We start from the raw sequence: 26298 nt of genomic DNA, 5'->3' as shown, positions 1-26298 counted from the left end.
AGCGCTAGTGGGTCGAAGTTCGCGTCGCTGGGCATGGCGATGCCGGCTCCGGGCTGGGTGTTACGACAAGGTGATCTGAAGTGCGCGTTATGGGACGGGTGGTGGCCTTCCCCGGCCCGTGAGCGGCGTGCGGTCGAGGCGCTCTGCTGGGATCTCGGGGCAGGCGGTCGTTAAAGAAGACGCTCCATCCACAGCGAACTGATGTACTGACCGTTCTTGACGGCGTACTCGTGGAACGTCCCGACCTCTGTGAAGCCGAACTTCCGATGCAACGCGACCGATGCATCGTTGGGCATGGCGATGCCTACGACCGCCACATGGATCGGCTCATCGGCAATGCTTTCAAACAGCGCCCGATACAGCGACGTTCCCACCCCCAAGCCCCGGCAACTGGCATCGATCGCGACGCTGAGCTCAACCGTCTCCCGGAAGGCATCGTGATCCCGGTAACGCTGACTGCAGGCATAGCCCACCACCTGACCATCTCGTCGAGCCACGAGCAGCCGGTAAGGGCCTGTGGAGGAGAACCGTTCGAACCAGGCGCGCCGCTCATCCACTGTGATCGGCCGGGAGTCGAAAGACGCGATCGAGGTCGCCGACACGTCGTTGAGGAGAGCGACAATTCCGACAAGATCAGCCTCATCTCCGATTGCAACCTCAACCGGACCTGAACCATCAAGCGTGCGCACATCGTTCATGAGTCACATTCTGATCAAAGCGGGGCTGCCTCGCTACCGCCGGAGTTCAGCCCGCCCGCACACCATGTCAACGACACCTTGACGCCTTGCCGTAGCGCAAAGAGCCCGGCTCTGCGTCTCTCGCTTGATCGATGGAATGGCAGGTGAGTGATCTACACTCGCTCGCTATGACGCGATTATTCGATCGTTTGGGTCTCTTTTCCCTGATCGTCGCCTGCCTCGCCATGTTCGCCGGCGGCCCGCTGAGAGCGAAGTGGGGGGCGCCGAACTGGACGACGCTGGCTCTCGGGATCATTGCGGCAGCTCTGGCATGGCCTGGGGTGCGAAGGAAAGCCACGATCTCCACGGTGTCCAACCGCAGCATGTCAGTGGCGGGACTGGTGCTGGGGACGGTGGCGATCGGCCTCGGCGCGCTGCTTCTGGCGCTGGACATCCTTTGGCCGTGATTGGCTGAGAGCCGAAAAAGGGGGCCAAGTTGGGAGCCACGTGAGGCGAACCAACACCTCAGAAGCCGCGTCGCAGCGACGATAGCCCCCACAGCTCGGCGATGCGTCCGTCGCGCACCCGGAAGATTTCCAGCATGGTCGGTGATTGCTGGCCGGGAATGCCGTGCACGCTCGTGCGGACGGCGGCTGTGTCCCCTTCGACGATCACGTCCTCGACGACGACCTGCGCCTCCGGGAACGCCTCGTGGAATCTTTGCCACGCCCGGGTGATGCTCTCGGGGCCGGTCGTGCCCAGGGAGTGGCTATAGAAGTCCGCTGTGAAGATCTCCGCCGTGGCGGCGTGATCGTGGGCGTTGAACGCCACGTACATGCGTCGGGCAGCGGCCCGCACGTCTTCGGTCACTGGCTCTCCTGTTCGATCATGTTTGCGCGGACGTGGAGTAGAACGCCCAGCACGATCTCCTGCTGTTGTGGTGTGATGCCGTCGAGAAGCCGCTCCTGATATGCCTGATGTGCTCGCTCCAGATCGGCAGCGACCCGCTCGCCGGCAGGGGTCAGCGCAGCCAGGGTGTAGCGGTTGTCCGCCGGGTCCAGGCGACGGCCGAGCAGTCCTTCGGCCTCGAATTCCTTTACCAGCCGGGTGACGCTCGCACCGTCGATGCCCAGCGCCTGACGCAGGTCGCTGTGGCTGGTCTCGCCGTCACGCCGCAGCCGGACGAGCAGCTGCACTCGCGACAACTCTTGATGCCATCAAGAGATTGCCTTGCGTGCTCAGGCGCAGGACTGGGGATGATCAAGAAGTGGCGCCAGGCTGGCTTGATCGCCGACGTCGATCAGACGCTGCGGGCGTCGTGAACTGCATGGCTTTGTGAGGTGATGAGGTCGGCGTCGTGCCGGTGCCGGGCGCGGTGAATCAGCCGAGCCGTGTGCTCGTACCAGGGGAAGGAACACCTGGTCGACGATCTCGGCCAGGATGCTGTCCGGGACGGTGGTCACGCCGTTGAGCGCGTACTCGTTGCGCAGCAGGTCGACCGCGACGGTGGCCACGCGTGGCGTCAGCGCTGCGGGGCCGACGACGACCTCGACGCCGCCACTGTCCGGCTCACCGTCGACCGCTTCCCCAGAAAGATCAACTACTTGGCGTTGTTTTGGCCGGAAGCTACGGATGGGCGTTCTCCGTGTGATCAGTCAAGGCAGAATCTCGACGTACCCGTCGGTTCCGTGTACGCGGATCCGCTTCCCGTCGGGGATCAGTCGGGTGGCGTCGACCACACCGACGACGGCCGGCAATCCGTACTCGCGTGCGATCACTGCGCCGTGAGTCATCAATCCTCCGACCTCCGTCACTAAGCCTGCGATGGCGACGAAGACGGGCGTCCAGCTGGGGTCCGTGTGGGCCGTGACGAGGATGTCGCCCGGTTCGAGGTCGGCCCGTGCCATGTCCAGGATGACGCGGGCCCGGCCTTCGACGGTCCCGGCGGAGACCGGTAGGCCGATCAGCGCGCCGGCCGGCATATCGTCGCGTCGGTACGTCCCAGAGATGGCCTCGCCATCGGACGTGAGCACCCGGGGCGGCGTGAGTGCTTGATACGACCTGAACGCCTCCTTGCGCCGGCCGATGAGCTGGTCATCCACGCGGTTCGTGCGCACGACGTCGTGGAGCTCCTGGAACGTGAGGTAGAAGATGTCTTCCTTCTCACGAAGTACGTGGGCCTGCACGAGGCGCTCGGCTTCTTCCAACAAGGCCTGCTTGTACACGAAGTAGCGGCTGACCATGCCGTACTTCGGATACTCCCGGTACCCGATGAAGGTCCGGACCCGGTCGATCATCCGCTTCGTCTCTTCAGCCTTGCGCTGCCCGTCCGGCAGGGCACGCAAGCGCTCCAGCAGCTCCTGCTCCTTCTTCCATGCCTCCTGCCGCCCTTGCTCGAAGCGCCGCTCGCCGGCTCCCGGCTCGAAGTTCTTGATGTTGCCGAGGATCATGGGCACGAGCGTGGAGGGGCGTTCACTCCAACGCGGCCGCGTGATGTCGATCTCGCCGACGCAGCGCATGCCGTACTTGTCGAGCCAGGTCTCGATGGCGTCTCGCGCTTCCCGCCCGCCCGCGAGCTTGGGCAGCTCGTCCAGGAAACCCTCGTCCTCGATGTGCTGCAGAAACGCCACCACGTCCGGATACGGTCGGATCACGTCAGCGACGCCCAGGAGCGCCAGCCCCATTTCTGAGGTGACGTTGTGGGGCACGGACTGCGTGAGCGTGTCCGCCGCGTTCTTCTCGCCCAGCCACGCCTCCAGCTGCTCGTTGAGCCACCACGTGGCCTCCATCGCCGACATGAACACCTGATGGCTCCGCGGATCGAACAAGATCCGCCTCAGCTCCTGAATGTCCGCCCGAATGAAGTCGAGCAGCGCGTCTCCGGACTTCGTCCGGATGTCGCGCTCCGACGCGGCGATGGATGCCTCGCTGCGCCCGATCAGCTCGGTGACGATGGCCGGATCGGTCTCGATAGGGGCGGCTGGCGCGCCGCCAACCAGTGGCCCGGGGGGACCCTCGTCAGGGAGCGGCCGGATGAAGCCGTCACGCTCGAGAACGGTCTGCAGCGCGTCCGCGATCAGCGGATCGGATCTCCCCGCGAGCTCCAGGAAGCCGGCGCGGCTTGTCGGCGAGGCCAGCCTTTGGGTGACGTCGACGAACAGGCGGCCGCCTGCCTCGGCCATGGGCGCGGGGGTCGTCATCTGCCAGAAGGAGAGCCCCAGGGGCTTCATGGCGTCGGTCATCATCTGCTGATGGCCGACGGAGATATAGACGTGGTTCTCCCGGTCACCGGACTCGGGGATGGGGAACAGCGTGGTGATCGGCCGGCTCTGGACGATCTGGAAGCCGTCGTCGACCAGGCACCATTCGATGTCCTGGGGGCGGCCGAAGTGCGCTTCGATCCGCCGGCCGAGCTGCGCGAGCCGCACGACCTGCGAATCCGTCAGCGCCGGCTGCTCCTGCCGCTCCGGGTCGATCGCCTGTTCCTGCGTCCCGCCCGCCGGCGAGGCGTGGATGGCGAGCTGCTTGGCGCCGACCGCCTTGGCGACGACCTCGCCGTCGCGCACCTTGTAGACGTCCGCGTTCACCAGGCCGGAGACCAGGGCCTCGCCGAGGCCGAAGCCGGCCTCTATGGAGGCGACCCTTCGGTTGGACGTGACGGGGTCGGCTGTGAACAGGATGCCGGCCGCCTGCGGGAAGACCATCTGCTGCACGACCACGGCCATGTGGACCGTACGGTGGTCGATGCCGTTCCGCTGGCGGTAGGTCACGGCCCGTTCGGTGAACAGCGAGGCCCAGCATCGGCTGACGTGCTGGAGGATCTCGGCCGGACCCACGACGTTCAGGTACGTGTCCTGCTGGCCGGCGAAGGAGGCCGTCGGCAAGTCCTCTGCCGTCGCGCTGGATCGGACGGCGTAGGCGGCTTGCTCGCCGAGCTGGGCGAGAGCGCGGATGATCGCCGCCGCGAGATCGCCCGGGATGGCGACCCCTTCGAGGGTCCGGCGGATCTCCGCGCTGAGCGTGCGGATCGCCTCCCGGTCGTCCGGGTTCAGGCGCGACAACTGATCGAGCCGATCGTCGATCGACGGCGCTTCCGCCATGATCCGCCGGAAGGCGTTCGTCGTCACGCAAAAGCCGGCCGGCACGCGGATGCCGTCGATCCGCGACAGCCCGCCCAGGTGCGCGCCCTTGCCTCCGACGACCGCGACCTGCGTTTCGTCAACCTCTTGAAGACCCAACACGTACGGCTCGATCATCGCGATACCTCCGAGGCAGCCGCGCTCCGTTGCCCTGCACCGGCCGGTCGAATCACCGGCGTCTCGAGAACAACACACGCACGTCGTGCCCCCATGTCTTCGTCCGTTGTTGGTCCGGCCGACGATTCTGCAGCACGACCCGGGTCTTGCGGCAAGCCCCCCAGTCCGCTATACGGTAAGAATGGCAAGGAGTGAGATCTTCTTGCCTTGCCTTGCGGGCCGTCCGCTGCGGACTGACGCCCTTCTCGTGAAGCGGCGGCGCGCCGCGTACGGGGGTACACGTCGTTGGCCCAAGAGCGTCCGCGACCACACGCTCCACAACAGGGTCTTCGTGTGGCGCGGGGGCGACGTCGTCCGGGCTGAACGGGCCCATGATGTCGCTGGCCTGCATCGTTGAGGCGCTGCGAGGGTGAGCTGACCGGACGAGACGGTTTCTCCCAGGGACAATGCAGGTCTTCGGTCAGGCGGCGAGCGCAGCTGAGAAATTGATCAGGGGTGTGGTTGACCCTTACCGTGTGTATCTGCGGATGCGGTAGCGCAGCCCGGACGTCGAGGTCTGCCAGCCTCTGTCCTCGGCGACTTTCCACGTCCGGTCCGGTATCGGGGCATAGGTGTCGCCGTTTATCGTCGTGTCGACTTCAGTCACCCAGAGCGTTGTGGCATATGGCAGGGCCGCACGGTAAATTTCTCCGCCGCCGATCACCCATGCCGCAGCAGAGGGGGCCGGCTCCGACGGCTCGGTTGCGAGTTCCAGGGCCCTGGCGATGGACCCGGCACGTTCGGCGCCTTCGGCCGCCCAATGCGGATCGCGAGTCACCACGATGTTGCGCCTGCCGGATAGCGGGCGGAATCGCGAAGGCAGTGAATCCCACGTTTTGCGTCCCATCACCACTGGATGGCCGAGGGTGGTCGCCTTGAAATGCGCCATGTCCTCAGGCAGTCGCCACGGAATCGCGTTATCCGCGCCGATCACGCCATCGAGGGTCTGCGCCCAGATCAGCCCGACGTTCACACCGCGACCGGGGCTTTGATGGCCGGGTGGTGCTGGTAGCCGAGCACTTCCACATCGGAGTAGGCGTAGGCGAAAAGCGAGTCGGCTCGGCGCAGACGCAGCTCGGGGAACTCGAACGGCGTACGCGAGAGCTGCTCGGTCACCTGCTTGACGTGGTTGTCGTAGATGTGGCAGTCGCCGCCGGTCCAGATGAAGTCGCCCGGCTCGAGGTCGGCCTGCTGCGCCACCATGTGCGTGAGCAGGGCGTAGCTGGCGATGTTGAACGGCACCCCGAGGAACAGGTCCGCGCTGCGCTGGTACAACTGGCAGGAGAGCTTGCCGTCGGCGACGTAGAACTGGAAGAAGGCGTGACATGGCGCGAGTGCCATCTTGGTCAGCTCGCCGACGTTCCAGGCGGAGACGATCATCCGGCGGGAGTCCGGGTCGCGGCGCAGAGTGTCGAGAACGTCGCTGATCTGGTCGATGTGCCTGCCGTCCGGGGTGGGCCAGGCGCGCCACTGCACCCCGTAGACCGGGCCGAGGTCGCCGTTCGCGTCGGCCCATTCGTCCCAGATGGTGACGCCGTGTTCATGCAGCCAGCCGACGTTCGAGTCGCCGCGCAGGAACCACAGCAGCTCGTACACGATGGACCTGAGGTGCACCTTTTTGGTGGTGACCAGCGGGAACCCCTGTGAGAGGTCGTAGCGTAGTTGGTGCCCGAAGACACTTCGGGTGCCGGTGCCTGTCCGATCGGCTTTGGCCGTCCCAGAGGTGAGTACCAGCCGCAACAGATCTTCATACTGAGTGTCCACCACGGCCGTCGAGTCTAGTGGCCATCCACAAGCGGGCATGCGCCGACATCCACGTCCGTCGCGCTCAGCGTGCGAAGCCGATCGACCTCCGCAATGTGAGCAACCCCGTCCTCACCAAGAACGCGCTGTACGAGGCGGGCCCGCTGCCGCCGACGACATGCGACGAACTGCCGATTGAGCCGCACGACTCCGGGCAGGCCCGCGCCTATATTGACGAGGTCATCCGCTGTCTGGAGAACACGTGGGGGCCGTATCTGAAAAAGGCCGGCCTGCCGTATGAGCCGGTCAAGGTTCGGTACGTGAAGCGCCTGCCCAAGAACTACTGCGGTTCCGACGAGGAGGGCAGCCGGGATTCCGAGGTGTGGTATTGCGACTGGGACCGTACGGCTACCACGTGCAGAAGCTGAGACCGGCCTTTACGACGCCGGCGAAGACCTCAGGGCCGGCAGCAAGGCCGAGCATCAGGAGCAGTTCCTGCGACTGCAACACATGGGTGGCGCCCTCGTCGAAGGTGGCTTAGAGCTGCTTGCGCAATGAGGTGAGGCGTCGCCGGCAGATGAGGGTGCGGGATCTTGTCGTTTCAGGAGTTTCGAATCGGGTTCGGTTCGTCCTGGGTTTGGGAGCCGCGGAGCAGGTGTCCGTCGAACACTACGTCCGGGCGTTGCACTATAGGAAGATTGTCGGTATATATCGATCACATGAAGAACAGGTCGATGCAGGAACCGACGTTCCTGATCCTCACGGCCCTGGCGGCCGGGCCGCAGCACGGCTACGGCATCATCACCGATGTCCTGAAGATCTCCGGTGAGCGGGTGCGGCTGCGCGCTGGCACCTTGTACGCCGCGCTCGACCGGCTCCAGGGCGAGCAGTTGATTGAGACCGACCGCGAGGAGGTCGTGGACGGCCGGGCCCGGCGTTACTACCGGCTCACCATTGAGGGCGCGGCCCGGCTGTCGGCCGAGGCCGAACGGCTGCGCCGGAACGCCGACACCGCCACCGCGCGGCTGCTCCGCAGCCCGGCCGCTGCGCAGCCGTCCCTCGGCGGCGCCTCGTGACCGCGCTGGAACGGCGCTACCGCCGGTTGCTGACCTGGTACCCGAAGGACCACCGGGCGCGGCACGAGGAGGAGATGCTCGCCGTGCTGCTGGCGGCCTCGGCTCCGGGCCAAAGTCGCCCGTCCGGGCGGGACGCGTTCGATCTGGTGCGCGGCGGCCTGGCGATCCGGCTGCGCCGGGTTGCACCGCCCGGGTCGCGGCGGCACTGGCGGGCCGCCGTCGACCTGGCCGCCCTCCTCGCCCCTCTCACACTGTTCGGCGGCGGCCTGTCCCGCGCTGCCACGCTTGCTGGCCGGTTAGCCTTCGACCAGGCCCTCCCGGTGCTCGTCTATGCGCTGCCGTCCGGGCTGGTCGTGCTGCTGGCGTGGCTGGGGCGGCGATGGGCAGCGATCGCCTGCGCGTGGGCCATGGCGGCGTTGCACGCGGCCACGATGATGGCCCGGCTGCTGTCCCTGCCCGAAGGGACCAGAGTGATGGGCGACGTGCTTCTCGTCTCGGGGCGGCCGTTGATCGCTGCCAACATGCTGCTGGCGGCCCTCCCGGCGTGCGTCTGCGCGGCGATGCTGACCCTCGCGCCGTCGCCCGGTCCCGGCCCTGTTGGGTCCCGGCGGCTGCTGGCCTGGGCGGGCGGGGTGCTGGGCGCGTGCGTCGTGGGCGCCCTGCTGCCCGAGGTCTTCGGGGCCGTCCTGATGCTGGCCGCCATCGGTACGGTGGCGGTGCTGGCACTGCGCTCCCCTGTGGGCCGCCGGACGGCTGCCATCCTGACGCCGTTCCTCGTCGTCGATGTCATGCCGTCGTGGTTCACCGATCTGGCGAGTCTGACGGCGGTCGCCGTCGCGACGGTGGCGCTGCTGGGCCTCACGGCGTGGCTGGCCCGCACCGGGGAACCCGCCTGACGCTCGCTACCGGCACCAGCCACCCACCACCGCCACCCCCGCAGACTCACCTGCACATCCACACCTTCCGGGGCGACGAACGATTAATTGTTGGCTGCGAGCTGCATGGGGAGACGCTCGGCCGGGGTTTCCCGGCCGAGCGTCTTTCTCGGTCTTAAGTTCAATTCAGCAGCGACGCGTCGAGCTCAATGCGGGTGTGGTGCCCTTGGGAAGCGCTGGCGCAGCAGGCCGTTGGTGTTCTTGTTGGAGCCGCGCCGCCACGGGCTCGCCGGGACGCCGTAGTAGACGGGCATGTCGGCGGCGATGGGCGGCGCAGCCGGTGCGTAGCGCCCGGGTCATCGCGGCGCAGCTCGCCGCGGCCTCGGACGTAGGGGGCCTGGTAGATGGTCTCGTGGCCCACATGCATTCACGTCGGCGCGGGCCTGGGCCGCGCGCGGCCAAGCTCTCGCGCGATTTCCGGGCACCCCGGCCCGGCGTGGCTCATCGCCGGGATCGCCGGGATCGGCAGGTTAGGGCAACACACCATAGATTCGCGGGCCCGCCTCCATCTATAAGGGTGAGACCGAGGAGAGCCCTTGAACCCCGACCAGCAGCGAGATTTCACCGAGTTCGTCGTCGGCCGCTCCGACAGCCTGATCAGGCTCGCTTACGTGCTGACCAACGACCAGCACGCCGCCGAGGACCTGCTGCAGACGGCGCTGGCCAAGACGGCCAGACACTGGCGGCGGATCCGTGACAATCCGGAGGCGTACGTGCGCCGGATCATGTACCACGAACAGGTCGGCCGCTGGCGAAGCCGGCGCTGGGATCGCGAGAGCGTGGTCCCAGCACCCCCTGACCGGGCCGCGGATGACCGGACCCACGAGGTCGAGACCCGCATCACCCTGGCCCAGGCGCTGCGGATCCTGCCGGCCCGGAAAAGAGCGGTCTTGGTGCTGCGTTACTACGAGGACCTCGCGGAGTCCGAAGTCGCCAAGATCATGGGCTGCTCGATAGGGACCGTGCGCAGCCAGACCCACCAAGCCGTCACCCGGCTACGCGAGCTCATTGGCGAGACCGTCACCCTGGAGGCATGAGATGACGATCGACGAACAGCAGATCGCCGAGGAACTGCGGCTGATGGCGGACGAGGCCAGGCCCGTTGACGTGCTCGGCTACGTCAGCCGGGCGCGGACCGTCTCCCTGCGACGCCGGCGTCTGTCCTGGTCGCTGGCCGGGCTCGCGGCGGCCGCTTCGGTCATCGCGACGGTGATCGCGGTTCCCCCCGGCGGCTCCGGCCCGGACACCGCGGCGAGGGTGATGAGACTGCCGGACAACACCCCTGAGCAGTTGCGACTCGTACGCGAATGCATGCCTCAAGGAGGTCCCGTCCACAACATGGACGGCAATCGGGGCATCCCGGAGCATGGGACGGTCAAGGACTTCCGGCTGCTGGTGGACTACCAGGACAAGGGCGGGACGACCGCCCTGGTCGGCAGCCAGTCCGGCTTCGTGCTGTGCACGCCGACCGAGCAGACGGATTTCGCGGAGCGAGCGGTCTTCACTTACTGGGGGTTCAAGTCTCCGGGAAATCTCACGGGCTTCTCAGGTGATCTCCAGGTGGACGCCTACACCTCGCACATGCATTCGTACGCGGTGGGGCCGGAGCGAATTCAGAAGAACGACATCTACCGGGTCGTCGTCGGCCGGGTCGGTGCCGGTGTGCGGCGGGTCGAAATCGACTGGGCGGACGGGCGGCGTACCGATGCGCGTGTGGCCGACGGTTTCTTCATCGCCCGGGTGCTGGGGAAGTTGGTCAGGGATCGCCAGGATAGCGACGACGAGCCGCCTACGATCTTGGATTCCCCACCGGTCACGGTGACCGCCTACGGACAACAGGGTCAGGTCCTGAAGCAGGAAAAGAGCGTGGCTTTCGGCCCGTTGGGCCGGGGAAGCGGCTACTGACCTGGTGCCGAGTTCTGTGACAGCCTGGGGCGGTGACCGCAAAAGACCGCAGTGGTCGGCACCGGCAACGCCACACCCGTTCTCACGCTGTGTCCGGGGCGGTGGTCACGATCGACCGTCTCATGGCGGAGCACTGGCAGGAGCCGCCCGCAGTAGCCGCACTGGCCGCGACCTGTGTGAGCACGGGATATCGTGCGACGCCATGATCGATCGATGCCGTAGCATCGGCCCTCATGAGCATTCCTCGCATACGGCCGCCCTTCGTCACCGATGAGCGCACCCAGCTGGTCGGCTGGCTCGACATGCAGCGTGCGATCGTCCAGTGGAAGTGCGAAGGGTTGTCGGACGAGGACGCCTACCGGCCGGTGCTGCCCGCCTCGCCGCTCATGACCATGGCGGGCCTGGTATCGCACCTGCGCTGGACCGAGCATTGCTGGTTCGAGGTGCTCTTCTTGGGCCACCCCGCCGACGGCAACCCGCAGTTCGACGAGAGCGTGGAGGACGCCGACATGCGGGTGGAGGACGTCCCTCTGGCGCAGCTTCTCGACGAGTACGAGCGCCAGTGCCAGATCTCGAACGAGATCGTCGCCGCGCACTCGCTGGACGACGTGGGCAAGCACCCCGACTACCGCTCGGCCGCGGCGAGCCTGCGCTGGATGTTGATCCACATGGTCGAAGAGACCGGCCGGCACGCCGGCCATCTGGACATCATCAGGGAAGTGATCGACGGCGAGAAGGGCTACTACTGACCGCCTGAGCATGGTGCGCCTCAACCGGCGACCAGTCGATATGATCATCCCGTGATGAGGGCATCATGCCCTGGACCGGCCTGCATCCGCCGAACGTCACAGCGCCGCATCCGGCTGGACGGACAACGCCGTCACCGTCCAACGCGGCAGCCCACAACGCCACCGCCAAGCTCTTCCTGAGCTGGACCACCTCGCAGGCCGCCCAGAAGTCCGCCGTCGCCACCTGGACCTGGTCGGGGGTGCGCAAGGACGTCGCACCCCCGATCGGACTCAAGCCCCTGGCCGACTACACCAACACCGACCCCCGACGCCTTCTCCCGCTCCATGTCCGATCGCGCCGCCGTGGAACGCTTCCGCAGCCAGGTCGAGCTGTGCGTCGGCCCCGTCGAAGGCGCCAACCCAGCAGACCTGACGGACGCCCTCGGCCGCACCCCCGGGCGGCTCCTAAACGTCCACGTCCAGAAATCGAGCCCGCCTCCCGACACCTCGCCGCCACACGTAAGGGGGACCGGGAGGCCGAGCTCGTCGCCGTCATCGGCGAGGAGACCCACCTGGCGAGCCAGGACCGTGCCCGAGACAGCGTGGCGCGGCTCACGAGTATTTTTCTGTTATCCGCGCCCACCTGTTTCGTCACCTCTCACGAGAGCCTCCACACGGGAGGCGGCGGCAGTAAGGCAGCAATGAGCGACAAGGGTTTCAGAAAACCCCCAGCCCGCCACCTGGCCCTCGTCGCGCTCGTGACGGCGGCCGCCGTCTACGGCGCGCAAGGGCCGGCGGCCGCCGCAGCCGTGCGCACCGGCACCTCGGCTGCGCTGCACGGCGGCACCGGCCTGGCAGCCGATCCGGCCAAGGATCCGGGAGTCGATCCGGTCTTCTCCTCAGACGGAGAACTGAACAGGAAGGAGACCTACACCTACCGGCCCTCCGAGCCGGGCGACCACGCCTTGCCACCGGACACGTTCACACTGCGCTACGACGTCTCCCAAGCCGCACAGCGTCCCCTGAAGGCGCAGCTCGTCAAAGCGCGGGCGGAGCTCGCGCGCAGCACCGGCATCGCGCTCTACCTCATCGGCGGGACCGCGCTGAACGACGCCGACCTGACGGCGGTGCAGTCCGTGGGCAACGCCGAGAGCGCGGGCGGGCTCGGGCTGACCAAGCTGAACCGGCTGCACATCTACAACCTGCGATCCCTCCAGGGCGGGACCGAGTGCACCCCCGACTCCGGCCTGGCCTGCGCCGGGAAGATCGCACGTGGCGGGCGCTCGCCGTACCTGTGGCACAACGGCTGGTGGGGGTCGTGGGTCAGGCACCTGGTGCTGGACGATCTGCAGGACATCAAACCCGGCTCCTTCAGCAACCACAACTTCGCCTCGGTCAGCTTCAAGGCGGCCCGCACCGTCGGCGCGATGGCGTTCGGGCACGGGCCGTACGCCAAGCTCAGTGTGCTCTACCTGCCGAGCGCCACGGAGATCGGCGCGAACGCGTTCCGCCGCAACCAGTACCTGACGAAGGTCAACCTCCCGCGGGTGCGGACCATTGACGACTTCGCGTTCGACGACGCTTCCCGCCTGCGCTACTTCAACGCCCCCGAGCTGGAGTCGATCGGCAGGAACGGGTTGAACGACAGCCACGTGCTGGAAGCGGTCAACCTTCCCAAGCTCCGCTACATGGGCATCAACTGCTTCGATCTCAACGGTGACGCCGCCGCCGGGACAGGGATCAAGGTGCTGCGGCTGCCGAGCGTGCAGACGCTGGACAAGAACGCCATCGTCCGCCTCGCCTCGCTCAAGGAGCTGTACGCGCCCGCGCTGACCACCGCCTTGCATGACTCGATCTCCGACAACGCGAGCCTCACCTCGGTCTATGCGCCGAGCCTGAGCAAGCTCGGTCCGCGCGTCTTCGCGCGTGATCCCCAATTGCGGGCGCTGTACCTCGGCCAGAAGCCACCGGTCCAGGACCAGGCCGCGTTCGCCGGAACCGACCCGGCCAAGCTGATCATCTACTACACCGGCCACACCTCCGCCTGGGCGAGCTTCGTGCCCGCGGGAAATCCCACGATCAAGCTGGTCAAGCGGATCGCGGACGCGGCGCCCTCCGCCACCCCTGTGCCATCCCCCACCTCCACGCCCAGTCGAACAACCGCGGCGTCGCCATCCCCCACCTCCACGCCCAGTCGAACAACCGCGGCGTCGCCATCACCGACGTACGCGCCGTCGGCGGCCGCCGGACTGCCCACGGGCGTGACGCGGTCCTTCCGGTCGGTCGGCACTCCTGGTGCGTTCATCCAGGACCTGCGCGGCCAAGCCCGGCTTGTCACCATCCGCGACACCGACCCGGCCGCATCCCGGCAGGGCGCCGGCTTGCGCATCGTGCCGGGCCTTGCCGATCCCAAGGGATACTCCTTCATCAGCCCCGACGGCCGTTACCTGCGGCACAAGCACTTCCGGCTGCGTTTCGACCGCAGCGACGGCAGTTCCTTGTTCAAGAAGGACGCGACCTTTTACGCCCGTCCGGGCTCGATCACCGGATCAGTGACGCTGGAGTCGCTGAACTACCCGGGCCGGGTCATCCTCCACCGCGACCGTCAGCTATGGCTCGCTGCCCGGCAAGGGACCGCCGCCTTCCGGACCGCAAGCTCCTTCCAGCCGGTCCTGCCTCTCGGATGACCCACGGCGTCCGGCCGTCACCCACGGCACGATCCGCAGCGCGCGGCCCTGGCCTTCGCCGCCGCGGCTGCCCTGACCTGGCGCCGGAGCGGTCCGGCCGCTTCGGCAACTGATCGCTGAAGAGGGGCGTCGAAAATCAGGCTCGGCCCGCCGGTCACCCAAATCGGTCTCTCACTCAGTAGTACATCGTGAGGATTTCAACGGGCGGAGGTTGAGGATGGCGGATGGTTTCGCCAACTACGTCGGACAGCGGCACGAGCGGTTGTGCCGCACCGCGTACCTGCTGACCCGGGACTGGGCCATGGCCGAGGACGTGGTTCCGCATTCGCTCGTCAAGGCGTGGACGGCCTGGCCGAAGATCGGCGACGACCCCGACCGGTACGTGTACCGCATCATCGTCAACACACACGCCTCCTGGTGGCGGCGGCGCTGGCGGGACGAGGTCCCGACCGAGGTGATGCCGGAAGGTCCCACCGGGCGCGACTTCGTGACGGCGGTCAACGAGCGGGACGCCCTGTGGGAGGCCATCGGCGCCTTGCCGAGACGGCAGCGCGCGGCCCTCGTCCTGCGGTACTTCGACGACATGACGCCGGAGCAGGTGGCCGGGGTGCTCGGGAACACGGACTCCCCCCGGACGTCACAGAGATCACACGGCTGGGCGGCCGGGCACGCCGCCGCAGGCGGACGGCCACGGCCGCCACGCTGGCTGCGGGCGCGCTCACCGTAGGTGTCGCCATCCTGCCCGTCCTGTACGGGAACGCAGCCGACCCAACGTCGTCGGCGCAGGTGACGAGCGGGCTCGAACTGCCGCAGACCCTGGAAGGGCTCCACGGGCGGCAGGTGTCGCTGATCCAGGAGGAGACACATCAGTCACTGGCGAAGGGCGAGCTGGTCACCTTCACGCCGACCAGCATCTACACCGGCTTCTCTATCCGCTGCGCGGACCCGCAGGCGTGGGTGCTGGTGCGATCGGTACACGACCCGGGCCAGTGGACCGATTTCGGGCGGTGCGGCGAGCGGAAGGGGAACAGTCTCGACAGCCAGAATGATGCGCAGTCCGTCCCGCCCGGGTGGCTGGAGCGGCCGCAGAGCGTGGAGATCTGGGTCTTCCCCGCCGACGCGCCGATCGGCTCCAGCGCCGGCTGCGACATCGAGGCCAGGAAGAAGGGTGCCTGCAACGCGCCGTTCGACCACGAGACGCTGACGCTCGCGCCGGAGCTGCTGGCGAACCAGATCGGCCCCCGGGAGGGCGCCCCGTGGTGGATCGGCGTCTACGACACTCCCCGATGATCGTCGCTAGCGCGGCGGGGCATCAGTCGGCGCCATCGGCGACGATGACAGAGCTTCGCCGACACATCGGCCGTTCCAGCCCGCGGTCGTGAGGCCTTCACGACGCGAGCCCAGTGCCAAAAGGAATGCTTGCCGCCATTGCGCCACGAACCCGTCATCCAAACGACTCTACGATCTTGAGCGTGACACCTTCGCGTTCCCCAGAAGCGGTACTTACAGCATTCGGCATCCGCGCTGATCCAGTGGTATTACCAGGCGGCAAGGGCGGCACCTGGCGAGCTGATCAGGTGGTCCTTAAGCCTGTGGAGTTCTTGGCGGAGACGCTCTGGCGAGCGGAGGTGCTTGCCGCCCTGCCCGACTCGGCCGAATTCAGAATTGCCCGCCCCGTTCGGACCTTGGACGGGGCATGGGTGATCGACGGTTGGGAGGCGTCTCGGCTCATCGAGGGCGTCCCGGATGTCGGGCGTCAGGATGACGTGCTGCGCGCTGGCACCGCCTTTCACACAGCCATCGCGAGCCTGCCCCGTCCTGAATTTTTGGACCTCCGCGACGACCCCTGGTCCATCGGTGACCGTGTCGCATGGGAGGAACTGCCCATCCAGGCATGCCCGCTGGCCCTGAACCTGCTGGAGCCGCTGGTGCGCGCTCGCCGCCCGGTCAATCTCGCCTCGCAAGCGGTTCATGGGGATCTACCCGGCCGCTGCGTAACGATGCCGCGGGGGCAGGACCTCATCGCCCAGATCGACCGATGCCACTCCATGATCGACGACAAGTTCAGAGAATCAGGAAGAAGATCCTGCTTCGGGACTGACGCCGGGGGATAGAGTCGCCGAGCAGATTGAGAGGTGTGAATCGTGGGCTCAACAGGGTTGTGGGTGGTCGGTGCCATCCCTGATGAAGAGGCCCGGACACTACCGGATCGCTACATCCATCTCCTACAGCCAGGCGACCGGGACAGGCCGCCGGATTTTCCCGAGACGCTTGCGTGGTGGTCGAACGGCGGCGACCAAGAGCCCTTCTTCGAGCACCCCGCGGAGCCTCCCGGCCTCTTGATACCCACGCCGACCGCCCGGCGATTCGCGGACTTCATCGACGACGCCAACGCGCCTACCGAGGCGACGGAAGCCATGCGGGACGCGAGCATGACGCTCATGCCCAAGGCGGAGGGCGCCGGTCTGTTCGTCGCGACTGCCCGCAAGGCGAACCCGGCGGCAGCCCTGTGCTACGGCCTCGGCGCAGAACGATCAACGATGTTCCCTGGCTGGTTTGGCGACTTCCTCCTGTCCGCTGAGGAAGTTCGGACCGCCTTGCCTCGAGCTGAGGAAGCCCTCTTCTTCTCCACCACACAGCGAAGCGAGGTCCTCAGCCGGATCACCGCCTGGATGACCGCGATGGGCGACGCACCCGACTTCGATGCGGCGGAGCTCATTGACGCGCCGCTGCGGGTTCTTCAGTTCGCCGCGGAGACCGGATCCGGCGCCACCGCATTCAGCCGCTGGTACTGACTGCGCATCCCGTGACCAGACCACAGGAGCAAGGCTGACCAGCGAGTGGCTGGAGCAACCACACCCGTACATAACGGTCCGCATGTCCAACGCAGCACGGTGAACCCCCGACCGCTCGGCTGGGAAACGATCTTCGCCAGGGGCATCATCGTCGGTGCTCAACTACTCCCCGAAGTGATGTCGAGAAGGCTCTGGCCGCTCCGACCTTCCTACCGAGGGAACCGCCGGCTCACACGGTGGCGCCTCGTGGACGACACCCGATTCGAAGGAGCAGACATGTCACGGAACATCGAGACCGTCAACACCTACCTCGACGGTTTCCGTAAGAACGATCATGAGCAGATCCTGTCCTGCCTGACCGACGACATCGAGTGGACCGTCTTCGGCGCCTTCCACCTGACCGGCAAAGACGCCTACGACGGGGCCATCGACGGCCCGCCCGAACTCATCGACCCTCCCCACCTGGAGGTCGTGCGCATGGTCGAGCAGGGCGATGTCGTCATGGCGGAACTCACCGGGACGGTGAAGCGAGTCGGGGGCGGTGAGATGCGCATGTCCATGGCGGAGGTGTTCGTCATGCGCGATGGCAAGATCGCCGAGCGTCGTGCCTGGGTCATCGAGCTGAAGGAGAACGACTACCGCTGACCGGAGGAGCTCGATTACGGGCGGCCCCCTTCTCACCTCACCCACAGGTCGCAGCACGTCAAGGTCGCGTGAAAGTCGTTGGGACTACCTCAGGCGGCTACGCGGGCGGATGAAAGCGCCCGCGCGTTCCAGCGCGTCTGCGGCCTCCGGCAGGAACGACCAGAAGTAGTGGAAAACGTGGGCGGACACGGGATAGAGCTCGAGCCGCGCGTCGACGCCGTACGACCGGGCCCTTTCGGTGAGCCGGTGGGCGTCGCCGGCCAGCGGGTCGCCGGGATCGTGACCGGCCAGGTACGCGGCCGCGAACCGGCGTAGCTGCCGGGGAGCGCGCGTCGTCTCGCTGTCGGGCGCCGCGGTCAATCGGCGTCCCCGTCACTGCCGAACTCGATGTCGAGGATGGCCAAGAACGCCGCATAGGCTTGTGGGGACCAGTCGGTGTTCACGTGGCTGGCGACCAGGTGCGTGCCGTCGCGGCTGCCCATGACGAGGGCGAACGTGCCGTAGTCAGCGCCGCCGTTGCCCCACACGTGCACGCCGCTCTCGAGCTTCTGCTCGACCCACACACCGAGCCCGTAGCGGGTGTTGGGCAGCCACCCGGAGCCGTCGGTCGACACGGTCGTGAACATCTCCTCCATCTGCGCCGGCTTGAGGATCCGACCTGAGAGCAGCGCCGAGAAGAACGTGAGCAGGTCTCCGGTCGAGGAGATCATCCCGCCCGCACTCCAGGCGGTTGTCTCATTCGACTCGGTCGCGTCGCGCAGCGGTGCCGCTGGGTCGTGCAATTCCAGCCTGGAGTAGTGCACCGGATGCGGTCCTTGGATAACCGTCTGCGTGGTGGGCAGCGATGTCCCGGTCAGGTCGAGCGGCCGCAGAACGAGCCGATCAAGCACATCGCCGTACGATTCGCCGGTGGCCTTCTCCACCATCATCGCGGCCAGGTAGTACTGCGTGTTGGAGTACCGGAATGCCTCGCCGGGCGCGTTGTAGGGCGGGTGCCGTAGGGCGATCCTCACCAGTTCTTCGGGCGTGAAGACCTTGAACCGGCGTTCGTACCATGCCTCGCCTTGGCCACTGGCGTAGAACTCCGGATCCATGGAGAAGTTGAAGATGCCGCTGGTCTGGTTCAGCAACCGCCGCAACGTGATCTTGTCGGCGTCATAGTGACTGTCATCGAGCAAGCCGGGCAGCCACTTCTCCACCGTATCGTCGAGGCTGAGCACGCCTTCACCGACCAATTTCAGCACGGTGGTGGCGGTGAATGCCTTAGCGGCACTGCCGATACGGAACAACTCCTCCCGAGTGCGCTCGCGGCCGGTGCTGATGTCGGCTTTGCCCGCAGACGCGAACCAGTGGGAGTCGCCCTTCCAGATCTCGGTCACGATGCCCGGCGTCGTGCCCGAAGACACTGCGTCCTCTAGTACGCGCTGCACCGCCTCGTGGTTGGTTCCGGTGTCGCGTGTCATTGCCATGGCGTCTCCTCCAGTCGCCTTTGATCATTTCCCTCTACCGAAACGCTGGATTGCATTCGCAAATAGTCGACGTCACATTCGCCGATACAAGGTGGTGTTGCAATGGCCATGATAATGAATGCAAATATAGTTGCAATGAGTTGGTTGAATGCAAAGATTCGAATCTACAGCAAGGAGGGGCGGCTGGTGCCGAGAGACGGGGCCGCGTGCGGCGGGGCCCAGGGCCATGGGGAACCTCCGTCCGTCGGCCGCCCGGCACTCCTCGGCCGGGCCTGGGCCGCCTGCTGGATCATGTCGTAGGAGGCGCTGCTGACAATCGGCTGCAGCGGCCGGCTTTGTCAGGCCGGCCAGCTACGTGATCATCGGTGCCGTGGTGCTCGGGTCCTGACCGGCGTCCTCAACCTGCGTCTCGGCCGGCTGGCAAGCCTCTCGGGGCGTGATGGCGCCCCGGCCCGCTCAGTACCCGCTGCGGCGGGGGGCCGCGGTCGGACGACGGGAGAGATTGGTCCGGCCCGTGGGCTTGAGGTCGCGCGCCGGGTGCTCGTTCGGGTGCGACGACCGGGCCTGGTGGTCGGTCTTGGCCTGGGTGATCGAGGCGGGGAGTTTGATATGCATGCTTCCTCCTGTGGTGCTAAGCCCTGGTGAGCCAGGTGACCTGGGCGCCGTTGTCGAAGGATTCGCGCCGGGTGGGGGTGAACAGGGTGGGGCGGAACTGTCCGGAGAACATGGGGATGCCCGTGCCCGCCACCACGGGGTAGCTCTTGAGGATGATCTCGTCGATCTCCGGGAGCAGGGAGGCGGCGAGCTTGCCGCCGCCGCACAGGTAGATCTCCATGCCGGTGTCCTCGGCCTTCAGCCGCCGGATGAGCTCGATCGGGTCGCCTGTCTCCACCTGCACCGTGGGGTCGTCGATCGTCAGCGTGCTGGAGACGACGTACTGGCGCAGGTGGGAGTACGGGCTGGTGGTGGGGACGTCCAGGGCCGGCTCGTAGGTGCCGCGGCCCATCACCAGCGTGTCGAAGACCTTGTTGGGCACGCCCTCGAGGCCGACAAGCTTGCGGACGTGGGTGGGGAGTGTCTCGGGGTAGCGGGTGTTGATCCAGGCGGCCATCTGGTCCGACAGGGGGTAGAAGTCGAACTCGGCGTTGGGACCCGCGATGTAGCCGTCGAGCGAGACGGCGATGTAGTAGACCAGCTTCCGCATCTCGATCAACTCCCGATGTAGTACTCTGAGTGGAGTGGTTTGAACGTAGTACTACATATGGAGTGGTGTCAAGTGCGGAGAAATCCCGAGCGGCGGCAGGCACTGATCGACGCGTCCATCGAGGTGCTGGCCAGGGAGGGAGCGCGGGGGCTGACCTTCCGGGCCGTCGATGCGGAGGCGGCTGTGCCCCCGGGCACGGCTTCGAACTACTTCGCCAACCGCGACGACCTGTTCACCCAGGTCGGCGGACGCATCTATGAGCGGTTGCTGCCCGACGAGGCCACGATCGCCCGCAGCCGGGAGGGCGTGCAGGACCAAACCCGCTATGCCGAGCTCATGCACGAACTGGTGGATCGGGTCTCCGCCTTCAACTCCGGCTACCTGGCCCTGCTCGAGCTCCGGCTGGAGTCCACTCGGCGCCCCGAGCTGCGCGCCGTGCTGACCAAGCGCATCCGCGAGGACATCGACGCCAACATCGGCCACCACGCCGCCTCGGGTCTGCCCGGGGACTCGACGTCGGTGGTTCTCCTCTACCTCGCTCTGAACTGGCTCATCGTGGAGCGGCTGACGCTGCCTGACATCTTCACTGAGCAGGAGATCCACGAGCTGGTGGACGCCGCCGTGCAAAGATCGCTGAATACCTGACGTGTAAGGCCACCCGAAGGGCCCGGGTGAGGTCAGGCCGCTGGTGGGGCTCCCCGTTCTCGTCGCTGGGCATGCCGGCGCCGGCTCCGGGCTCAGACGCTATCCGCTGAATTCCCGGCCGAAGTCATACGTTCGCCAGCGTTCGGGACGGACCCGCACGGTGACCCGCTTCGCGGGTGAGCGCCATCTTGACGCTGTCGGCGGCTCGTGGCGAAGGTGAGGACTCAGAGCCTCACCAGCATCTTGCCGACGTTGCCGCCGCGCATCATGTCCATAAAGGCAGAGGGCGCCCGCTCGATGCCCTCGGCCACGGTCACCTCGGTGTACAGGGAGCCGTCGGCCAGCCAACCGGCCGCCTTCGCGATCCATTCCGGGAACAGGTGGAAGTAGGAATTGATCAGCATGCCGCGCAGAGTGGCGTCCTTGGCGGCCAGGATGAAGAGGTTGCTCGGGCCGGGCACCGGCTCGGTGGCGTTGTAGGAGCTGATCGCGCCCACCATCGCGATCCTGCCGCCGTGACGCAGTGCGTCGATGGCCGCCACCAGGTGGTCGCCGCCGACGTGGTCGATGTAGACGTCGATGCCGTCGGGGGCGGCCTCGGCGAGTTGCTCGGCGACCGAACCGGCGCGGTAGTCGATCGCGGCGTCGTAGCCGAAGTCCTGCACAAGCTTCTTGGCCTTCAGCGTCCCGCCTGCGGAACCGATCACGCGGGAGGCGCCGAGCTTGCGGGCGAGCTGCCCGGCGATGCTGCCCACCGCCCCGGCCGCCGCCGAGACGAGGACCACGTCGCCCTCCCGCACGGGGGCCACCTGGGTCAGGGCCGCGTAGGCGGTCAGCCCGGTGGTCCCCAGCGCGCCGAGCCACGCCTCGGCGGGGGCCAGGGCGAGGTCGGCGACGGTGACGGCCGCGGCGTCCACCGCGGCGTACTCGCGCCAGCCCAGGAAGTGCACGACGGTCGCGCCCACTGGGATGTCAGCCGAGCGTGAGGCCACGACCTCGCCGATCGCCGAGCCGTCCAGAGGTTCGCCGAGCTGGAACGGCGGCAGGTAGGAATCGGCGTCGTGCATCCGCTCGCGCATGTAGGGATCGACCGACATCCAGGTGTTGCGAACCAGGACCTGGCCTTCGGCCAGCTCGGGCAGCGCGGTGGTGACCAGCTCGAAGTTCTCTGTGCCGGGCTCGCCGAAGGGGCGGGCGGCCAGGCGGATCTCACGGTTCACGGTCATGGGAGTGCTCCTCACTCGTGGTGCCTCTGTTTCGGGCCCCACTCTGGACGGGGGCGCGCACGATCGGCTGGGGGTTCGCTGCGGGTACCGTGACCGGGTGCGATTCGGTGTGCTTGGCCCCCTAGGCGTATGGACAGACGACGGGCGGCATGTGCGGGTCCCCGAGGCGAAGGTCCGGGCACTGCTCGCCGACCTACTGGCCCACGAGGGACGCCCGGTGTCGGCGGACCGCTTGGCCGAGGACCTGTGGGGGGACAACCCTCCGGGCAACCCCGTCAACACGCTGCAGACCAAGGTGTCCCAGCTGCGCCGCGCCCTGGAGCAGGCGGAGCCGGGAGGTCGCGAGCTGGTGGCCTTCCAGGCACGGGGCTACGTCCTGCGCGCCGCCGACGTGGACGCCGCCCGTTTCGTCGCGCGGCTCGACCGCGCCCGCTTCGCCACCGATCTGCGGGCGAAGGCGGAGCTGCTGGCGGATGCGCTGGCCCTGTGGCGCGGTCCCGCCTACGCCGACTTCGGCGACGAGGAGTTCGCCCGTACCGCCGCCACCCGTCTGGAGGAGCAGCGCCTGACCGCACTGGAGGAGTGGGCGGAGGTACGGCTGGAGCTGGGCGAGCACAGCCTGGTGACCGACGAGCTGGGCGAGCTGGTGGCCGCGCACCCGCTGCGTGAACGCCTGCGCGCCGCCCACCTGCGCGCGCTCTACCGGTCGGGACGTCAGGCGGAGGCGCTGGCAGGGTACGACGACCTGCGGCACCGGCTGGCCGACGAACTGGGCCTCGACCCCGGACCCGAACTGGCCGCGCTCCACCAGGCGATCCTGCGCCAGGACCCGTCGCTCGCGCCCCCGCGCCCGCGCACGAACCTTCCCGCTCCCCTGACCGGACTGATCGGCCGCGAGCTGCCCGTGGCCGAGGTCGGTGCCCTGCTCGGCTCGGCGCGTCTGGTCACACTGACCGGTCCGGGCGGTGTCGGCAAGACCAGACTCGCCCTGGCGGTCGCCGACCTCGCCATCGACGCTTTTCCCGACGGGGTGTGGCTGGTCGAGCTGGCGGGCACCTCGGGCGAGACAGCGACCGTGGCCGAGGTGGTGGCCGCTGAGCTGGACGTCCGCGACGACACGGCGACCGGTTCGCGTCCCGGCGTGCGCCCGGCCGGCCTGGCGCACCGGCTCGCCGACGCCTTGCGCGGCCGGCGGCTGCTGCTCGTGCTGGACAACTGCGAGCACGTGGTCGAACCGGTCGCCGAGCTGGTGGACCTTCTCCTGCGGGCCGCCCCCGACCTGCGCGTGCTGACCACGAGCCAGGAGCCGCTGGCGCTCCCCGGGGAGACGCTGTACGCGGTACCGCCGCTCGAGCTTCCGGCGCCCGGAGCGGATCCGGCGCGGGCCGCCTCGGTGCAGCTGTTCGTGGCCCGTGCTGCGGCCGCCGCGCCCGGGTTCGTGCTGGACGAGGTGAGCGCGCCCTCAGTGACGGCGATCTGCAGGAGGCTGGACGGCCTGCCGCTGGCGCTGGAACTGGCCGCCGCCCGGGTACGCGCGCTGGGCGTGCGCGGCGTTGCCGACCGGCTGGACGACCGCTTCCACCTGCTCACCGTCTCGGGCCGGGGACGGCCTGCCCGCCAGCAGACCCTGCGCGCGGTGATCGACTGGAGCTGGGAGCAGCTCACCGAGCAACAGCGGCTGATCCTGCTACGGCTTGCCGTTCACCCGGGAGGCTGCACGCTGGAGGCAGCCGAGGCGGTGTGCGCCGGCCCCGGACTGGACCCTGGCATGGACGTCGCAGACCTGCTGGACCAGCTGGTGGCCAGGTCGATGGTCGAGTCCTCCGACGGGAACCGCTACCGGCTGCTGGAGTCGATCTCCGCCTACTGTCTCGAACGGCTCGCCGACGGCGACCCCGTCTTCCAGCGCCGCGACCTCTACTACACCGAGCTGGCCGAGCGGGCGAGGCCCCACCTCTATGGCCCCGCCCAGCGCCCATGGCTGGACCGTCTGGACACCGAGGCGCCCAACCTGCGGGCCACCCTCGAGCACACCACCGACCACGTGCTGGCACTGCGCCTGGTCGACGCCCTGGCGTGGTACTGGTACCTGCGCGGCAGACACCGCGAGGGCCGCGCCTCCATCGCCACGGCCATGGCGCTGCCCGGCGCGGAGTGCTCCAGGACGGCGGCGTGGGAGGCCGGGTTCGCGATGCTGACCGGCGACGGCACCGACCTGCTGCTGCGCAGCCGTGCCGCGGCGCAGGCGCTGGACGCCCGCGACGCACGATCACGCTGGTTCCTGGCCTTCGCGCATCTGAGCTTCGGGGACGCCGCCACCGCCGAGGGCCTGCTGACGGAGGCGCTGGCCGGATTCCGCGCCGTCGGCGACCGCTGGGGCGAGGCGGCGGCGCTGGCGGGCCGCGCCAAGCAGGCGATGTTCCAGGGCGACCACGCCCTCGCCGAGCTGTCCGGCACCCAGAGCCTGGCGATCTTCGCTGAGCTGGGCGATGGCTGGGGACGGCTGCAGGCATCCGACATGCTCGGCTACCTCGCCGAGATCACCGGCGACTATGAGCGGGCCGCCCGCCTGCACCGCGAGGGCCTGCGCATCGCCGAGGACCTGAGGCTGTGGACCGACGCGTCCTATCGGCTGTCCGGCCTGGGCCGGCTCGCCCTGCTGACCGGGGACATGGACGGATCCCGGGAGCTGCACGAGCGGGGGATGCGCCTGGCGGCCGAGCAGTCCAACAGCTTCGCCGAGGAGTTCGCCCGGGTGGGCCTCGGTCTCGTGGCCCGCCGCGCCGGCGACCTCGACACCGCGGAGCGGCTCTTCCAGCAGTCGCTGGCCTGGAATCGCCGCCTGGAAGCCGACTACGGCGTGCCCTTCTACGGGATGACGCTGCTGCTGGCCGAGCTCGGTTTCATCGCCGAACAGCGCGGCGACCTTGCTACGGCCAGGTCGCTGCACCTGGAGGGGCTCGCCACGGCCCGGGAGGTCGGTGATCCGCGGGGCATCGCCCTGGCCCGGGAGGGGCTGGCCGGGGTCGCGGCGGCCGAGGGTGCCTACGAGGAGGCCGCGGCCCTGCTGGGTGAGGCCACCGCGCTCAGGGAGTCGGTCGGCGCACCCCTGCCGCCCGCGGAACGCGGAGACGTCGACCGGATCGCCGCCGCCGTCCGCGCGGCTCTGCGCGGGGAGGCGTCCGTGCGCTGACCCCCAGCCGATCGTGCGCGCGTTCCGTCAGGGTCGTGCCCGTCACCCCACTGATGGAGGAGTAACGCGATGCGAGCCCTGATCTTCAAGCCGGACCTCTCCTTGGATGTCGTGCCCGACCCGGTGCCCACGCCCTCCCAGGCGCTGGTCCAGGTTGCGGCGTTCTCGCTCAACTTCGGCGAGATCGCCTACACAAGCGCGAACGTCCGGCCCGGGTACGTGCCGGGCTGGGATGCCGCCGGGGTGGTCGTCCAGGCCGCCGCCGACGGTTCGGGCCCTGCCGCCGGCACCCGCGTGGTCACTTTCGGCTGGTCGGGGGCCTGGGCGGAGCTGCGCGCCGTGGACACCGCCGAGCTGGCCGTCGTTCCCGCCGCCGTCGACCTGGGGCCGGCCAGCGCCCTGCCGGTCGCCGGAGTCACGGCGCTGCAGGCGGTCCGCCGGCTCGGGCCGGTGGCGGGCCGCCGCATCCTGGTCACCGGGGCGTCCGGCGGCGTCGGCCGCTTCGCCGTACAGCTCGCCGCCCGTGCGGGAGCGCATGTCGTCGCCTCCGCCGGCAGCCCCGCCCGCGCGCGGGGCCTGCGTGAACTGGGCGCCGCGGAGATCGTCATCGGTCCGGAGAACCTGAAAGGCCGCGTGTACGGCGTGCTGGACAACGTAGGCGGGCGGCAGCTCGCGCAGGCGTTCTATCGGCTGGAGGACGACGGCGTGGTGATGGCCATCGGACGGGCGGCCCGCGAGGCCACGGTCATCGACTTCGAGCTCGCGGGCACGCGATCGGCGCGGGGGCGGATCGAGAACTTCAACGTGACCACGCCGTTCGGCCCCGACCTTGCTCACCTGGTCGAGCTGCTGGCGGCCGGCGAGCTGGACGTGCAGGTCGGCTGGCGCGGGCCGTGGGACAAGGCGATGGAGGCCGCCGATGCCCTGATAGCCCGCCGCGTCGCCGGAAAAGCGGTCCTCGACGTATGACCACCGAGCCGTGCTGCGTACTGTGCTGTCGCCGGGCACGAACCGGTGGCTCCACCCGCTAACTCGATTGCGAGGTACCGCCGGCTCAGGGAGCATGGTCGGTCGA

General features: G+C 68.1%; 28 protein-coding genes and 1 pseudogene. 16 read left to right on the top strand and 13 right to left on the bottom strand.

The window, feature by feature from the left end; translation table 11 throughout:
• Nucleotides 1–170 precede the first annotated feature (170 nt).
• A complete protein-coding gene (locus ACTWQA_RS34045) occupies nt 171–698 on the bottom strand; it encodes a GNAT family N-acetyltransferase (RefSeq protein ID WP_443163098.1) in 528 nt (175 codons plus the stop codon).
• A 167-nt stretch (nt 699–865) separates the two neighbouring features.
• On the opposite strand from ACTWQA_RS34045, the gene ACTWQA_RS34040 reads away from it, so the two are divergent.
• Nucleotides 866–1144 carry a hypothetical protein gene (locus ACTWQA_RS34040; RefSeq protein ID WP_443163097.1) on the top strand — a complete coding sequence of 93 codons (279 nt, stop codon included), beginning with the start codon at nt 866–868 and terminating at the stop codon, nt 1142–1144.
• 58 nt (nt 1145–1202) lie between these two features.
• On the opposite strand, the gene ACTWQA_RS34035 is transcribed toward ACTWQA_RS34040, so the two are convergent.
• From ACTWQA_RS34035 to ACTWQA_RS34010, 6 genes are all read right to left on the bottom strand, one after another.
• Entirely contained in the window at nt 1203–1547 is a 345-nt protein-coding gene (locus ACTWQA_RS34035; RefSeq protein ID WP_443163096.1) for an ester cyclase, read from the bottom strand.
• On the bottom strand, nt 1544–1873 hold the full coding sequence (locus ACTWQA_RS34030) for a MarR family winged helix-turn-helix transcriptional regulator (RefSeq protein ID WP_443163095.1): 330 nt from the start codon (nt 1871–1873) through the stop codon (nt 1544–1546). Before ACTWQA_RS34030 ends, ACTWQA_RS34035 begins: the two co-directional genes overlap by 4 nt.
• Nucleotides 1874–1915: 42 nt before the next feature.
• Entirely contained in the window at nt 1916–2191 is a 276-nt protein-coding gene (locus ACTWQA_RS34025; RefSeq protein ID WP_443163094.1) for a hypothetical protein, read from the bottom strand.
• A gap of 141 nt (nt 2192–2332) precedes the next feature.
• Entirely contained in the window at nt 2333–4933 is a 2601-nt protein-coding gene (gene rph / locus ACTWQA_RS34020) for a rifamycin-inactivating phosphotransferase (RefSeq protein ID WP_443163093.1), read from the bottom strand.
• A gap of 508 nt (nt 4934–5441) precedes the next feature.
• Nucleotides 5442–5945, bottom strand: a complete 504-nt coding sequence (locus ACTWQA_RS34015) for a dihydrofolate reductase (RefSeq protein WP_443163092.1) — start codon at nt 5943–5945, stop codon at nt 5442–5444.
• On the bottom strand, nt 5942–6739 hold the full coding sequence (locus tag ACTWQA_RS34010; protein ID WP_443163091.1) for a thymidylate synthase: 798 nt from the start codon (nt 6737–6739) through the stop codon (nt 5942–5944). The genes ACTWQA_RS34015 and ACTWQA_RS34010 overlap by 4 nt, the downstream gene beginning before the upstream one ends.
• 14 nt (nt 6740–6753) lie before the next feature.
• On the opposite strand from ACTWQA_RS34010, the gene ACTWQA_RS34005 reads away from it, so the two are divergent.
• The 3 genes from ACTWQA_RS34005 to ACTWQA_RS33995 all read left to right on the top strand — a co-directional run bounded on the left by ACTWQA_RS34005 (nt 6754) and on the right by ACTWQA_RS33995 (nt 8687).
• Complete coding sequence (locus ACTWQA_RS34005; protein ID WP_443163090.1) at nt 6754–7143, top strand: hypothetical protein; 390 nt, start codon at nt 6754–6756, stop codon at nt 7141–7143.
• Between the two features lie 291 nt (nt 7144–7434).
• Nucleotides 7435–7791: a PadR family transcriptional regulator gene (locus ACTWQA_RS34000; protein WP_443163089.1), complete on the top strand. Its 357-nt coding sequence runs from the start codon at nt 7435–7437 to the stop codon at nt 7789–7791.
• The gene (locus tag ACTWQA_RS33995; RefSeq protein ID WP_443163088.1) at nt 7788–8687 is read left to right on the top strand and encodes a hypothetical protein; all 900 of its coding nucleotides are present in this window, start codon (nt 7788–7790) and stop codon (nt 8685–8687) included. Before ACTWQA_RS34000 ends, ACTWQA_RS33995 begins: the two co-directional genes overlap by 4 nt.
• A gap of 83 nt (nt 8688–8770) precedes the next feature.
• Here the strand turns inward: ACTWQA_RS33995 and ACTWQA_RS33990 are convergent.
• Nucleotides 8771–8992: pseudogene (locus ACTWQA_RS33990) on the bottom strand (IS30 family transposase); the annotation flags it as partial.
• Nucleotides 8993–9262: 270 nt separating this feature from the next.
• Between ACTWQA_RS33990 and ACTWQA_RS33985 the strand changes: the two are divergent.
• From ACTWQA_RS33985 to ACTWQA_RS33945, 9 genes are all read left to right on the top strand, one after another.
• Nucleotides 9263–9763 carry a SigE family RNA polymerase sigma factor gene (locus tag ACTWQA_RS33985; RefSeq protein ID WP_443163087.1) on the top strand — a complete coding sequence of 167 codons (501 nt, stop codon included), beginning with the start codon at nt 9263–9265 and terminating at the stop codon, nt 9761–9763.
• Between the two features lies 1 nt (nt 9764).
• Nucleotides 9765–10631 carry a hypothetical protein gene (locus tag ACTWQA_RS33980; RefSeq protein ID WP_443163086.1) on the top strand — a complete coding sequence of 289 codons (867 nt, stop codon included), beginning with the start codon at nt 9765–9767 and terminating at the stop codon, nt 10629–10631.
• Nucleotides 10632–10864: 233 nt separating this feature from the next.
• The gene (locus tag ACTWQA_RS33975) at nt 10865–11380 is read left to right on the top strand and encodes a DinB family protein (protein ID WP_443163085.1); all 516 of its coding nucleotides are present in this window, start codon (nt 10865–10867) and stop codon (nt 11378–11380) included.
• 680 nt (nt 11381–12060) lie between these two features.
• The gene (locus ACTWQA_RS33970; RefSeq protein ID WP_443163084.1) at nt 12061–14046 is read left to right on the top strand and encodes an AbfB domain-containing protein; all 1986 of its coding nucleotides are present in this window, start codon (nt 12061–12063) and stop codon (nt 14044–14046) included.
• Nucleotides 14047–14263: 217 nt separating this feature from the next.
• The gene (locus ACTWQA_RS33965) at nt 14264–14773 is read left to right on the top strand and encodes a SigE family RNA polymerase sigma factor (protein WP_443163083.1); all 510 of its coding nucleotides are present in this window, start codon (nt 14264–14266) and stop codon (nt 14771–14773) included.
• A gap of 59 nt (nt 14774–14832) precedes the next feature.
• Nucleotides 14833–15336, top strand: coding sequence for a hypothetical protein (locus tag ACTWQA_RS33960; protein ID WP_443163082.1), 504 nt, complete (start codon nt 14833–14835; stop codon nt 15334–15336).
• Nucleotides 15337–15518: 182 nt separating this feature from the next.
• Nucleotides 15519–16160 carry a hypothetical protein gene (locus ACTWQA_RS33955; protein ID WP_443163081.1) on the top strand — a complete coding sequence of 214 codons (642 nt, stop codon included), beginning with the start codon at nt 15519–15521 and terminating at the stop codon, nt 16158–16160.
• Between the two features lie 51 nt (nt 16161–16211).
• Nucleotides 16212–16841: a hypothetical protein gene (locus tag ACTWQA_RS33950; protein WP_443163080.1), complete on the top strand. Its 630-nt coding sequence runs from the start codon at nt 16212–16214 to the stop codon at nt 16839–16841.
• Between the two features lie 276 nt (nt 16842–17117).
• On the top strand, nt 17118–17486 hold the full coding sequence (locus ACTWQA_RS33945) for a nuclear transport factor 2 family protein (protein ID WP_443163079.1): 369 nt from the start codon (nt 17118–17120) through the stop codon (nt 17484–17486).
• A gap of 84 nt (nt 17487–17570) precedes the next feature.
• Here the strand turns inward: ACTWQA_RS33945 and ACTWQA_RS33940 are convergent, their stop codons facing one another.
• From ACTWQA_RS33940 to ACTWQA_RS33925, 4 genes are all read right to left on the bottom strand, one after another.
• The gene (locus ACTWQA_RS33940) at nt 17571–17846 is read right to left on the bottom strand and encodes a hypothetical protein (protein WP_443163078.1); all 276 of its coding nucleotides are present in this window, start codon (nt 17844–17846) and stop codon (nt 17571–17573) included.
• Entirely contained in the window at nt 17843–18949 is a 1107-nt protein-coding gene (locus tag ACTWQA_RS33935) for a serine hydrolase domain-containing protein (RefSeq protein WP_443163077.1), read from the bottom strand. Before ACTWQA_RS33935 ends, ACTWQA_RS33940 begins: the two co-directional genes overlap by 4 nt.
• Nucleotides 18950–19411: 462 nt before the next feature.
• Entirely contained in the window at nt 19412–19570 is a 159-nt protein-coding gene (locus tag ACTWQA_RS33930; protein ID WP_443163076.1) for a hypothetical protein, read from the bottom strand.
• A gap of 16 nt (nt 19571–19586) precedes the next feature.
• Entirely contained in the window at nt 19587–20159 is a 573-nt protein-coding gene (locus ACTWQA_RS33925; protein WP_443163075.1) for a dihydrofolate reductase family protein, read from the bottom strand.
• Nucleotides 20160–20231: 72 nt separating this feature from the next.
• Here ACTWQA_RS33925 and ACTWQA_RS33920 point away from each other — a divergent pair, with 72 nt between their 5' ends.
• The gene (locus ACTWQA_RS33920) at nt 20232–20804 is read left to right on the top strand and encodes a TetR/AcrR family transcriptional regulator (RefSeq protein WP_443163074.1); all 573 of its coding nucleotides are present in this window, start codon (nt 20232–20234) and stop codon (nt 20802–20804) included.
• A gap of 224 nt (nt 20805–21028) precedes the next feature.
• Here the strand turns inward: ACTWQA_RS33920 and ACTWQA_RS33915 are convergent, their stop codons facing one another.
• Nucleotides 21029–22030 carry an NADP-dependent oxidoreductase gene (locus ACTWQA_RS33915; RefSeq protein WP_443163073.1) on the bottom strand — a complete coding sequence of 334 codons (1002 nt, stop codon included), beginning with the start codon at nt 22028–22030 and terminating at the stop codon, nt 21029–21031.
• A gap of 97 nt (nt 22031–22127) precedes the next feature.
• Here ACTWQA_RS33915 and ACTWQA_RS33910 point away from each other — a divergent pair, with 97 nt between their 5' ends.
• Nucleotides 22128–25223 (top strand): BTAD domain-containing putative transcriptional regulator, encoded by a 3096-nt coding sequence (locus ACTWQA_RS33910; RefSeq protein WP_443163072.1) that lies wholly within the window; start codon nt 22128–22130, stop codon nt 25221–25223.
• A gap of 69 nt (nt 25224–25292) precedes the next feature.
• The gene (locus tag ACTWQA_RS33905) at nt 25293–26192 is read left to right on the top strand and encodes a zinc-binding dehydrogenase (protein ID WP_443163071.1); all 900 of its coding nucleotides are present in this window, start codon (nt 25293–25295) and stop codon (nt 26190–26192) included.
• Nucleotides 26193–26298 lie beyond the last annotated feature (106 nt).

The organism is Nonomuraea sp. 10N515B (assembly GCF_052245915.1).
Classification (GTDB): Bacteria; Actinomycetota; Actinomycetes; order Streptosporangiales; family Streptosporangiaceae; genus Nonomuraea.
This window is presented reverse-complemented; position numbering and strand designations above follow the sequence as displayed.

Bases quoted from the DNA above. Each gene is read 5' to 3' on its own strand.
- ACTWQA_RS34045 (WP_443163098.1), bottom strand. From the start codon at position 698: ATGAACGATGTGCGCACGCTTGATGGTTCAGGTCCGGTTGAGGTTGCA.
- ACTWQA_RS34040 (WP_443163097.1), top strand. From the start codon at position 866: ATGACGCGATTATTCGATCGTTTGGGTCTCTTTTCCCTGATCGTCGCC.
- rph (WP_443163093.1), bottom strand. From the start codon at position 4,933: ATGATCGAGCCGTACGTGTTGGGTCTTCAAGAGGTTGACGAAACGCAG.
- ACTWQA_RS34000 (WP_443163089.1), top strand. From the start codon at position 7,435: ATGAAGAACAGGTCGATGCAGGAACCGACGTTCCTGATCCTCACGGCC.
- ACTWQA_RS33980 (WP_443163086.1), top strand. From the start codon at position 9,765: ATGACGATCGACGAACAGCAGATCGCCGAGGAACTGCGGCTGATGGCG.
- ACTWQA_RS33975 (WP_443163085.1), top strand. From the start codon at position 10,865: ATGAGCATTCCTCGCATACGGCCGCCCTTCGTCACCGATGAGCGCACC.
- ACTWQA_RS33970 (WP_443163084.1), top strand. From the start codon at position 12,061: ATGAGCGACAAGGGTTTCAGAAAACCCCCAGCCCGCCACCTGGCCCTC.
- ACTWQA_RS33965 (WP_443163083.1), top strand. From the start codon at position 14,264: ATGGCGGATGGTTTCGCCAACTACGTCGGACAGCGGCACGAGCGGTTG.
- ACTWQA_RS33945 (WP_443163079.1), top strand. From the start codon at position 17,118: ATGTCACGGAACATCGAGACCGTCAACACCTACCTCGACGGTTTCCGT.
- ACTWQA_RS33935 (WP_443163077.1), bottom strand. From the start codon at position 18,949: ATGACACGCGACACCGGAACCAACCACGAGGCGGTGCAGCGCGTACTA.
- ACTWQA_RS33930 (WP_443163076.1), bottom strand. From the start codon at position 19,570: ATGCATATCAAACTCCCCGCCTCGATCACCCAGGCCAAGACCGACCAC.
- ACTWQA_RS33925 (WP_443163075.1), bottom strand. From the start codon at position 20,159: ATGCGGAAGCTGGTCTACTACATCGCCGTCTCGCTCGACGGCTACATC.
- ACTWQA_RS33915 (WP_443163073.1), bottom strand. From the start codon at position 22,030: ATGACCGTGAACCGTGAGATCCGCCTGGCCGCCCGCCCCTTCGGCGAG.
- ACTWQA_RS33905 (WP_443163071.1), top strand. From the start codon at position 25,293: ATGCGAGCCCTGATCTTCAAGCCGGACCTCTCCTTGGATGTCGTGCCC.